The 9,741-nt window shown below is 65.7% G+C and carries 8 protein-coding genes; all 8 read right to left on the reverse strand.

The annotated features are described in order from the left end of the window. Positions 1-2,804: VCBS domain-containing protein (locus KBY81_RS15380; protein WP_254976969.1), on the reverse strand; the 2,804-nt coding region annotated here is incomplete at its 3' end. A gap of 352 nt (positions 2,805-3,156) precedes the next feature. Beyond that, positions 3,157-4,140: a CbbX protein gene (gene cbbX / locus KBY81_RS15385; RefSeq protein ID WP_254976970.1), complete on the reverse strand. Its 984-nt coding sequence runs from the start codon at positions 4,138-4,140 to the stop codon at positions 3,157-3,159. After that, on the reverse strand, positions 4,127-4,372 hold the full coding sequence (locus tag KBY81_RS15390) for a 4a-hydroxytetrahydrobiopterin dehydratase (protein ID WP_015107683.1): 246 nt from the start codon (positions 4,370-4,372) through the stop codon (positions 4,127-4,129). The genes cbbX and KBY81_RS15390 overlap by 14 nt, the downstream gene beginning before the upstream one ends. Positions 4,373-4,387: 15 nt before the next feature. Beyond that, positions 4,388-5,548, reverse strand: coding sequence for a CO2 hydration protein (locus KBY81_RS15395; RefSeq protein WP_254976971.1), 1,161 nt, complete (start codon positions 5,546-5,548; stop codon positions 4,388-4,390). After that, entirely contained in the window at positions 5,545-7,077 is a 1,533-nt protein-coding gene (locus tag KBY81_RS15400; RefSeq protein WP_254976972.1) for an NADH-quinone oxidoreductase subunit M, read from the reverse strand. Before KBY81_RS15400 ends, KBY81_RS15395 begins: the two co-directional genes overlap by 4 nt. 7 nt (positions 7,078-7,084) lie before the next feature. Continuing rightward, the gene (locus KBY81_RS15405) at positions 7,085-8,929 is read right to left on the reverse strand and encodes an NAD(P)H-quinone oxidoreductase subunit F (RefSeq protein ID WP_106221416.1); all 1,845 of its coding nucleotides are present in this window, start codon (positions 8,927-8,929) and stop codon (positions 7,085-7,087) included. A 13-nt stretch (positions 8,930-8,942) separates the two neighbouring features. Beyond that, the gene (locus tag KBY81_RS15410; RefSeq protein WP_106221414.1) at positions 8,943-9,410 is read right to left on the reverse strand and encodes a ferritin-like domain-containing protein; all 468 of its coding nucleotides are present in this window, start codon (positions 9,408-9,410) and stop codon (positions 8,943-8,945) included. A gap of 5 nt (positions 9,411-9,415) precedes the next feature. Further along, positions 9,416-9,741, reverse strand: a 326-nt coding sequence (locus KBY81_RS15415) for a BMC domain-containing protein (RefSeq protein ID WP_315858534.1), incomplete at its 5' end; no start/stop codon positions are given.

Genomic DNA, 9,741 nt, shown 5'->3' on the forward strand with positions numbered 1-9,741 from the left:
TCGAGGGCATCGAGATCCGTGAGGGTCAGGGTGCCTCCGGTGCTCAGGACCGCATCGGTCTCGGTCAGCGCCTTGGTGTCGCTGGTGAGGGTGGCGACGTCGTTGGTGCCTGTGATGTTGATGGTGACCGAAGCGCTGCCGCCATCGGTGGTGGCGACGTTGAAGACCTCGGTGACGAGCTGGCCGTCGTTGAGCTGGTTGACGGCGTCGTTGGTGTCGTAGGTCCAGGCGCCGGCGGCGTTGATGGAGAACTTGCCGTAGGTGCCGGTGGCGTCGGTCTGGGCGACGACGGTGGCGTCGAGGGCATCGAGATCCGTGAGGGTCAGGGTGCCTCCGGTGCTCAGGACCGCATCGGTCTCGGTCAGCGCCTTGGTGTCGCTGGTGAGGGTGGCGACGTCGTTGGTGCCTGTGATGTTGATGGTGAAGTATTGAATCGTACTCAGGCTGCCGTCACTGACGAAGAAGCTGAAGTGGTCGCTGGCATTGATGCTCAGCCCGTTGATCGCCGTGGCGTCGGGGGTATAGGTATAGGTCCCAGTGGTGGCATTGACAGCCAACGTGCCGTAGGTGCCCACCAGGGTGGAGCTGCCGCTGTCAACAATGCCACCGCTGATGCCATAGGTGAGGGTGGTGCCTGCGTCGACATCTGCGCCAACCAAGGTGCCAGTGATATGGCTGAACGTGTCGTTGGTGGCTGTGTCGGTGTAACTACCGGGCGCAACATCCGCCAGAGTGGGGGTTTCGTTGACGTTGGTGATGCTGATGGTCTGAGTGGTGTCAGTAAAGTTGCCAGCGGCATCGGTGACTCGAATCTGAACACTATAGCTATTTCTGGTTTCAAAGTCAGCGGTGTTTATGATCAGGAGCTCGTTGCCGCTACCGAGCCCATTGATAGCGAAGGAGGCGTTGTCTTCTGCGCTTGGGACTAAAGAATAGGCGACGGCAGTTGTGTCAGTGGCGACGAGAGTGCCGACGACTGCATTCTCTGCGCTGTTCTCAGCAATAATGGTGCTGCTGAAGCCAATGTCTGTAGGTGCGCTGGTATCGATCGTGATTGCCGCTGCGTTCTGGCTGGGCGTGACCGTGGTGTTGCCGGCGAGATCCGTCTGTCGGACCCGAATGGCACCAATGGCATAGGTGCCGGCCGCAAGCGTGAAGCTGCTGCCGCTTCCCGTTATCCAAGTTGAACCACTGTCGGTGCTGTATTGCCAAGAGGCGTTGGATTCGATGCCACTGACATTGACGGTGCCCAGATTGGTGACGCCATCGCTGTTGGAGGAACCCGAATCACTGGCCAGCGCAAAGCTCGGCGCCGCAGGATTGGTTTGATCGATCGTGATGGCCTCTGCGTTCTGGCTGGGTGTGACCGTGGTGTTGCCAGCTAGATCCGTCTGCCGGACCCGTATGCCACCAATGGCGTAGGTGCCAGCAGCAAGCAAGAAGCCGCTGCCGCCAAAAACACTTGTCCAAGTTGCACCACTGTTGGTGCTGAATTGCCAGGTGGCGTTGGATTCGATGCCACTGACATTGACGGTGCCTGCTTGGGTGACACCATCACTGCTTGAAGAGCCCGTATCAAAGGCCAGGGCAAGGCTCGGAGCCGTAGGAGCGTTGGTGTCCACCGTGACGATGTAATTGGCACTGGTGATTAGGTTGCCTGCCACATCGGTCGCCCTAGCATTGAAGATGTAGGTGTTGCCATTGGTGAGGGTGCCGGTCATAAAGGTCCAGAATCCGGAGCCATTGGCCGTCGCAGTGCCTAGCTGGCTTCCCCCATTGAAGATCGCGACCGTTCTATTGGCTTCTGCGGTGCCGTTGAGGACCAAAACCGTGTCGTTGGTGCTGCCACCACTGGTAACGGTGCCTATGATTGGAGCAAAGTCATCGGTGATCGAGGTGATGCTGGGCGCGCTAGGCGCAAGCCTGTCAAGGGTGAGAGTCTGACTGAAGTTGGGATAAGATAACCCTCCCGAAAGAGTGTTTAATCCCCCAAGACTTAGCAAGGCAAAGTTGGGGGGCTGTGCAAATGAGCCATTGTAGTTAGAGGAAGACAACGGCCCACCGCCGTAAGCTCCCTGGTAGAATTTAAAGTCGAGACTTCCATCGGGAGTGAAGCCCAAGGCAGTTGTCAGGTTGAGGGACGAAACAATCGGTCGATTGCTCTGGTTGTCTCCTGTGCCGCGATAGATAGTCCAATAGAGAAGTGTTTGAAATGGATTGAAAATGGCAACAAGGACATCCGTGCCAAAAGTGAATCCGCCAGTTATGCTTGCTTGAATGTTAAGGCTCGATGCTTCGGTGGAATTGATGAATGTGTCGCTCGGGCTGTTGCCTATGGAATTAACGGTAATGGGGAGTACACCTGGGTAATCAGTGAGAGCAAGATCATTGAAATATGGTGTGGAGCTATCCTGCTCAAGTTGCCAAAGTCCACCTTTGGCTTTAGAGCCAACCAGGCCTGTTGCTGCGGCCACCTTCGCCCCTGTCGCCTTCTCCAGCTGCGCCACGAACGCCTGATCGCAGCCCACCTCACAGCAGTAGAGGGCGATCTCCTCCACGCCCCATTCCTGCAGTAAGTCGGCACGCTGCGCGATCTGTGCGCCATCCAGTGCCAGCGCCCCCAGCTGCACTACGCCAGGCTGCCCGTGGGCCACGATCGCTAGCCGTTTAGCCGCCGTTCGCTTTAGTTGCTGCGCGATCACCTCAAGGGCATCGTCTCGCTCGCCCACCGTGCTCCCCACCGCCCCTGGGGCGAGTGCATCGATCAGCATCCCAAGGCCCTCGACCCGGCTGTCGAATACCACCAGACTTCGGTCCGCTACTTCTGCGCTGGGCCTGGTACTGCTGACTGGGAAGACGAACTGGGCGGAAACAAGCGCGTCGCGGGCGTGCTGGGATCCAGTCGACTTCATCAGTTATTAAGGTTGTGGTGCGGAAATTTAGCCTTGCCCAGCGGGAATCTCCGAACATGTTGAGTAAACGAAAGGATGGACCTCAGCGATTTCGCCGATCTTGGTAGCAAGGGCTACATACAGGCTCTCGTCCTGCGCGACGACTTCTTTGTCCTTGCTGTTGAAGACCGATCCTTCTAGCCTTCGTTCGGTTTTGACCCCATCTCGCCCTGGGGGATTTATTGAGCTGCAGCCCTGAATAGCCTCAACATGGTGCCGATTCCTCTTGGCTCGTCAGGGGCCGGGCCGGATCGAGCCCCTCCACCTCCCCGTGGAACACCCGGCTGGCGGTGATGTCCTCGGCCTCGATCGTCATCAGGTCGGTCTTGGAGAGGGCCCGCCCCATGCCGCTGAACAGGCGGTTGGCCTGGCGCATGCGGGCCCGGTCGATGGCGTTGCGGATCGAGCGGGCATTGGCGAAGAAGGGCAGCTGCATGCGGCGCTGGATGTATTCCGCGAAGGCGGCGGCCGCCTCGGGGCTGAAGCGGTAGTTCTCCGCCGCCAGGATCAGCTGGGCGATCGCCAGAAGCTCGCTGGCGGAGTAGTCGGGGAAGTCGATGTGGTTCGCCACCCGCGAGGAGAGGCCCGGATTGCTCTGGTAGAAGACGTCCATCCGCTCCTTGTAGCCGGCGAAGATCACCACCAGGTCGTTGCGGTTGTTCTCCATCACCTGCAGCAGGATCTCGATCGCTTCGGCGCCGTAGTCCCGCTCGTTCTCGGGCCGGTAGAGGTAGTAGGCCTCGTCGATGAACAGCACGCCGCCCATCGCCTTCTTGAGCATCTCCCGGGTCTTGGGGGCCGTGTGGCCGATGTACTGGCCCACCAGATCGTCGCGGGTGGCCGTCACCACATGGCCCTTGCGGACATAGCCGAGCCCGTGCAGGATCTTCGACATCCGCTCCGCCACCGTCGTCTTGCCGGTGCCGGGCCGGCCGGTGAACGACATGTGCAGGCTGGGGGGCGCCGTGTCGAGACCCACCTGGGTGCGGGCCCGGTTGATCACCAGCAGGGCGGCGATCTCCCGGATGCGGGCCTTCACCGGCCGCAGGCCGATCAGCTCCCGGTCGAGCTGGTCGAGCACCTCCTTGATGCCGGCGGCGTCGTAGGCCGCCCGCAGATCCACCAGCCGCGACTCCTGCGGCGTGTCCCCGTCGTCTCCGTCGGCAGCGGCGCCCTCAGAGGAGACCATCGATCGCCCGCGCGAAGGTTTCCTCCGGCTCGCCGATGGGGTCCTCGTCGGCTTCGGCCCGCACGGTGAGGTTCACGTAGGTGCGGCCGAAGCTGATGTCCGGGAAGCGGCCCTCCTGCTCCGAGAGGCCGTTCAGGCGCTCCAGGAACACGCGGGTGCGTTCGTAGTCGTCGAACTCGATGCGGCGCTCGAGCCGATCGGGGCGGGGCCGTCGGGTCCAGGGCTGATCCATGGGTCCGACCCTAGATCAGCCCGGATCGTCGAGGCAGTCGGTGCGGGCCACGCACAGGCGGGCGGCCCAGGCGGCGGCATGGGCGCGGTTGGCCGCCTGCTCCGCCGGCGCCTCGGTGCTGAGCGGATGGGGGAAGGTGCCGGCGATGGCCGCGTTGGTGACGCAGAACATCGCCTTCTGGAAACTCATGCAGATCTTCACCCGCATGTCGCCGCCGCCGCGGATGCCGGCGAGGTAGCGATCGCGCAGCCGCTCGGGGAGGTGGCGGTACATGTCCTGCATCAGCAGGCTGGGCGGGATGCCCGACCCCATGGTGGGCAGCGGGTCGGCGTAGAGGGCGCCGTACATGAACTTGGCCTGGTCGGGGGAGATCTGCTGGGCCTGGGCGTTGAAGGACACCGTGCCCAGGAACGGGGTGCCGCGCAGGAACACCGCCTCCACGTAGGGCACGGCCACATCCCCGAGGAAGGTGAGACCGGCCTCGGGGGGCAGCACCCAGAAGGAGGTGCCGCCGATCTCCACCGCATAGGTGATCGGCGCCCCCGCCGCCGCCACCAGGCCCTCCTTGATGAACGTGACCACGGAGGCGATCGAATCCACACGCCCGTCCCGCTCGGCCCGCGCCAGATCCAGGAAGAGATCGCTCATCACTCGCCAGAACTGGCCGAGGGCATGGGTGGTGGCGGCCGAGCGGATCAGTTCCGTGAGGAACTGGGGGAAGAGCGGGTTGAGCACCGCCAGCAGGGGATCGCGCCGGGTCTTGCGGGCGACGATGGCGGCGCAGCTGGCGGCGAAGGCCTCGCTGTCGAGATAGGCATCGAGGCCGCCGGTGCCGTGCCAGAGCATCGCCTTCTGGCAGTACTCCGCGTATTCGAAGTTGATCCGGTCGTGCAGCAGGTGTCGCCAGATCTTCGCCGGGCTGAGGTCGCCGTCGAGGAAGCGGAAGACCGGGAAGGGATTGAGGAACTGCTTCTCGGCCTGGTGGATGAGATTGATGCTGTAGGCATCCAGCACCTCGCCGTAGCTTTCCAGCACGTCCACCACCTGGACCAGGTGATCGGGGGATTCGGCCAGCAGGGTGTGACCGGCGAGCAGCGTTTCCACCAGATCGCCACTGGTGGGGCGGCCCCCGGCGAAGGTGAGGGGCGGTTTGGGGGAGCGGGGAATCGGTCTCATGACAGCAGCCCTCCGCCCTGGAGGGCCGCCACCAGCGCCGGCAGCTGGGCCATGGCGGTGGTGGCCTGTTCGCTGAGGCGGCCCAGGCCGAAGGGCAGCACCCCCAGGGCCACCACGCCGCTGGCCAGGGCCAGGGCGGGCAGGGTTTCCCGCAGGGCCACCGCCGGCAGTCGCACCTCCAGGCGGGAGTCCGCCACCGCATCCCCGCTGGGCGGGGTCACCGCCAGGCGGCCGAAGAAGGCCCGGTTCACCAGCAGCAGGAAGTACACCGCCGTCAGACCCGAGCCCACCATGCACAGCAGGGTGGCCACCGGGAAGGCGCCCAGGCTGCCGCGGAACACCAGGAATTCGGAGATGAAGCCCGCCATGCCGGGCATGCCGGCGCTGGCCATGACCCCCAGGATCATCAGGGTGCCGGTGAACGGCAGGCCCCGCTCGGGGTTGAGCAGGCCCCGCAGCACCTCCAGGTCCCGGGTGCGGGTCTTGCGGTAGACGATGCCCACCAGCAGGAACAGCAGGGCGGAGATCAGCCCGTGGCTGACCATCTGGAAGACGGCCCCCAGCAGGCTGACCGGGGTGGCGGCCGCCGCCGCCAGCAGGATGTAGCCCATGTGGCCCACCGAGCTGTAGGCCACCATCCGCTTCATGTCCCGCTGGGCGATGGCCGCCAGGGAGCCGTACAGCACCGACACCGCCGCCCAGCCCGCCAGCCAGGGGGCCAGCAGGGCCCAGGCCTCGGGGAACATCCCCAGGCAGAAGCGCAGCAGGCCGTAGGTGCCCAGCTTCAGCAGCACCCCCGCCAGCAGCACCGACACGGGGGTGGAGGCCTCGGTGTGGGCGTCGGGCAGCCAGGTGTGGAACGGCACCAGGGGGATCTTGATGGCGAAGCCGATCAGCAGCGCCCCCAGCAGCGCCAGCTGGGTGCCCATGCCCAGCTGGGCGGTGGTGACGGGGTTGATGCTGAAATCCGCCTGGCCGGTGAACAGGGAGAGGCCGAGGAAGGCGCCCAGGATCAGCACCCCGGAGACGGCGGTGAAGATCAGGAACTTGGTGGCGGCGTAGCTGCGGTTGGCGCCGCCCCAGATGGAGATCAGCAGCCAGAGGGGAATCAGCTCCAGCTCGTAGAAGAGAAAGAACAGCAGCAGGTTTTCGGAAAGGAACGCCCCGTTGACCGCCCCGCTGATGGTCAGCAGCAGGGCGAAGTACAGCCGGGGGCGCTGGCTGAGGTCGCGGGTGCAGATCCCCGACACCAGGGTGAGCCCGGCGTTCACCAGCACCAGGGGCATGGCCAGGCCATCGACGCCCAGGCGGTAGTCGAGGCCGATGCTGTCGACCCAGGCGAAGGACTCCTGCAGCTGCAGACCCGCCTGGCCGGGGTCGAAGGCCAGCAGCACCCGCAGGCTCCAGAGCAGCTGCAGACCCAGCAGGGCCAGGGCGGCACGGCGGATGCGCTCGGTGGCCAGTTCGCCCGGCCAGCAGAGCAGGCCGAGGGCGCCGGCGAAGGGAATCAGGAGCAGGGCGCTCAGCATCGTGCGATCAGCTCCCCAGCCAGGAAAGGCTGCCGACCAGCAGCACGATCGCGGCCACCACCGTGAAGACGTAGGTCTGCAGCCGGCCGCTCACCCCCAGCTTGAGGCTCTCGGCCGAGCCCATCGAGACGGCGGCGATGCGGTTGACCATGCCGTTGACCACCAGCTGGTCGAAGCCGTTGGTGATCCGGGCCAGGCCGGCCACGAAGGCCACGATCGTGGCCCGGTAGATGCGGTCGGTGTAGAAGTCGAAGGCCAGCAGGTCCTGCAGCACCCGCAGGGGCCGCAGCACCGAGCGGGACCAGAAGGTGTCCAGCGGCACCAGGCTGCCCACCAGCAGGCCGCCCAGGCCGCTGCCCACCAGGACCAGGGCCGTGCCGCCCGAGAAGGCGCCGATGCCGGGAACCCGGTCGATGCGGGCCATGACCAGCGGTGTCACCAGCACCAGCACGGCGACCGTGACCATGGGCAGGGCCATCAGCCAGTTCACCTCCGGGGTCCGCCGGGTCTTGGGGTGCGGCGCACCCAGGAACACCTGGCGGTAGACCCGGGTGAGGTTGAGGGCGGTCAGGGCGTTGGTGAGCAGCACCACAGCGGCGAAGAACGGGGCCCGCGAGCCCAGGCCCTCGAGCATCAGGCCGAAGCTCCAGAAGCAGCCCAGGGGCAGCAGGCCGGTGAGCCCCGCGGCCCCCACCAGGAAGCCGGTGGTGGTGGCGGGCATGCGGGTGCCGAGGCCGCCCAGTTCGGTGAGGTCCTGGCAGTTGGTGGTGGCGATGACGCTGCCGACGCTCATGAACAGCACCGCCTTGGCCAGGGCATGGGAGAAGAGCAGCAGCAGGGCGATGAAGGGCTGCTGCAGGGCGATGGCGATGAACACCAGCCCCAGGTAGGAGGTGGTGGAGTAGGAGCAGGCCCGCTTGAGGTCGACCTGGGAGATCGCCACCAGGGCGCCGCCCAGGGCACTGATGGTGCCCACCGCCAGCAGCACGTCGATGGCCACCGGCGAGATCAGCAGCAGCGGCATCACCTTGAGGAGCACCACGGCGCCGCAGGTCACCACCACGGAATTGCGCAGGATCGAGGCCGGATTCGGCCCCTCCATCGCCTCATCCAGCCAGAGGTGCATCGGGAACTGGGCGCACTTGCCCATCGGCCCGGCGATGAGGGCCAGGCCCAGCAGGGTGGCCCCCAGGGCCGGCAGGGTCTCGTTGGCCGACCAGGCGTAGAGGTCGTTGAACTCCAGCGATCCGGCCCAGGCCGACAGCGTCACCACCCCCATCAGCAGCAGCACATCCCCCACCCGCTTGGTGAGGAAGGCGTCGCGGGCGGCGGTCACCACCAGCGGCTGGGCGTACCAGAAGCCCACCAGCAGGTAGGTGGAGAGGGTGAGCATCTCCAGCAGGAAATAGCTCATGAACAGGTTGCTGCTCAGCACCACCCCGGCCATGGCCCCCTCGAAGAAGCCCACCAGGGCATAGAAGCGGGCCAGGGACCATTCCTTGTCGAGGTAGCCGAGGGCGAAGACCTGCCCCACCAGGCTCAGGCCGGTCACCAGCTCCAGGGCCGCCAGGTTGGTGAGGGACAGATCGAAGCCGATGCGCAGATCCAGATCGGCGGCCGAGAACCAGGCGATGTCGAGGTGCTGGGGCCCGAGGGCCAGCACGGCCCGCAGCACCAGGCTGCCGTGCAGCACCGCCAGCAGGGTGACGAGCAGGTTGAGGTAGGCCGCCGGACGGGGACCGTTGCGCTTCACCCAGCCCGCCGCCCAGGGCAGCGACAGCAGCATGCCGCTGAACCCGTAAAGGGGAATCAGCCAGCTGAGCTGGATCGACAGGGGAAGGGTGTCCGGCAAAGGGGGAGAGACGTCAGAAGGTGGCCCGTTGCAGGGCCCTGGACGGGACGGCGGCAAGGCTGCCGATCCAGGCCGCCAGATCCTCCCCATGCTGCTGTTCTTCGTCCCGCAGGGCACGGAAGAAGGACGCATTGTTGCCATCGCCGATCAGCAGGCAGAAGCGCATCGCTTCGCCATAGTGCTGGATCAGGTCCTCCTCGAGGACGGCATTGAGGCGCAGCAGACCCTCCAGGTCGGCGGCGTGGCCGACCGGACGCAGCTGGGAGGCGGCGGGGGCCACCCCCAGCTGCAGCATGCGCTGCACCAGCCGTTCGGCGTGCCGCATCTCCTCGACGGTCTCCTGGCGGAACCGTTCGGCGGCACTGGTGTCGCCCCAGAGCTCCACAAGGGAGGCCTGGGTCATGTACTGCTGCACGGCCGACAGCTCCAGACTCAACGCGCGGCCCAGGTAGCCGAGGACGCGCGGATGGGCGGCGTCCATGGGGATCAGCCCCTGCGGCCGACGCCGGAGGCCGCCAGGGCCGGCTCCACCTCGCTGTGGGGACGGGCAATGATGTGGGCCGCCACCAGGCCGTCGCCGACCCGCTCGCAGGCATCGGCGCCGGCCCGCACGGCGGCGTTCACGGCGCCGGTCTCACCGCGGACCATCACGGTGACGTAGCCGCCACCGACGAACTCCCGGGCGATCAGGGTGACTTCCGCGGCCTTGGTCATGGCGTCCGCCGCCTCGATCGCCGGCACCAGGCCCCGGGTTTCGATCAGACCGAGGGCGATGCCGTGGATGGTGGGGGCTATGGAGGGGGTACGGGGAG

The sequence above is a fragment of the Cyanobium sp. Lug-B genome (assembly GCF_024345635.1).
Classification (GTDB): domain Bacteria; phylum Cyanobacteriota; class Cyanobacteriia; order PCC-6307; family Cyanobiaceae; genus Cyanobium; species Cyanobium minutissimum.

Excerpts from the sequence above, each read along its gene's own strand:
- KBY81_RS15410 (WP_106221414.1), bottom strand. The coding sequence starts at position 9,410 with ATGGACGCCGCCCATCCGCGCGTCCTCGGCTACCTGGGCCGCGCGTTG.
- KBY81_RS15400 (WP_254976972.1), bottom strand. The coding sequence starts at position 7,077 with ATGCTGAGCGCCCTGCTCCTGATTCCCTTCGCCGGCGCCCTCGGCCTG.
- cbbX (WP_254976970.1), bottom strand. The coding sequence starts at position 4,140 with ATGGTCTCCTCTGAGGGCGCCGCTGCCGACGGAGACGACGGGGACACG.
- KBY81_RS15395 (WP_254976971.1), bottom strand. The coding sequence starts at position 5,548 with ATGAGACCGATTCCCCGCTCCCCCAAACCGCCCCTCACCTTCGCCGGG.
- KBY81_RS15390 (WP_015107683.1), bottom strand. The coding sequence starts at position 4,372 with ATGGATCAGCCCTGGACCCGACGGCCCCGCCCCGATCGGCTCGAGCGC.